Source organism: Novosphingobium clariflavum (genome assembly GCF_026420865.1).
GTDB lineage: Bacteria > Pseudomonadota > Alphaproteobacteria > Sphingomonadales > Sphingomonadaceae > Novosphingobium > Novosphingobium clariflavum.
This window is the reverse complement of sequence record NZ_JAPCWC010000128.1, coordinates 1-252: the sequence shown is the minus strand read 5'-3', so window position 1 is coordinate 252 and position 252 is coordinate 1. Positions and strand designations below refer to the sequence as shown.

Below are 252 nucleotides of genomic sequence, written 5' to 3'. Positions count from 1 at the left end.
TAGTTTCCCCGCGCCGCCTCCTGCAGGATCATTTTATCGAGCGTCAGATCCGACACCGCCTGCCGCAGTCGGGCGTTCTCTCGCTCGAGATCCTTCATCCGCCGTGCCTGATCCATCTTCAGCCCGCCGTACTCCTTGCGCCAGCGGTAATAGCTCTGTTCGGTGACGCCGATCCGCCGGCAGGCGTCGGCCACCGTCCCGCCCTGCGCCAACACGATCTCCGCCTCACGCAGCTTGCCGATGATCTCCTCG

1 protein-coding gene is annotated in these 252 nt (G+C 64.7%); it reads right to left on the bottom strand.

Annotated features, from left to right (window positions below; all coding sequences use genetic code 11):
* The coding region (locus tag OKA11_RS24590) for a transposase (protein ID WP_267225274.1) at positions 1 to 252 on the bottom strand (252 nt) is incomplete at both ends.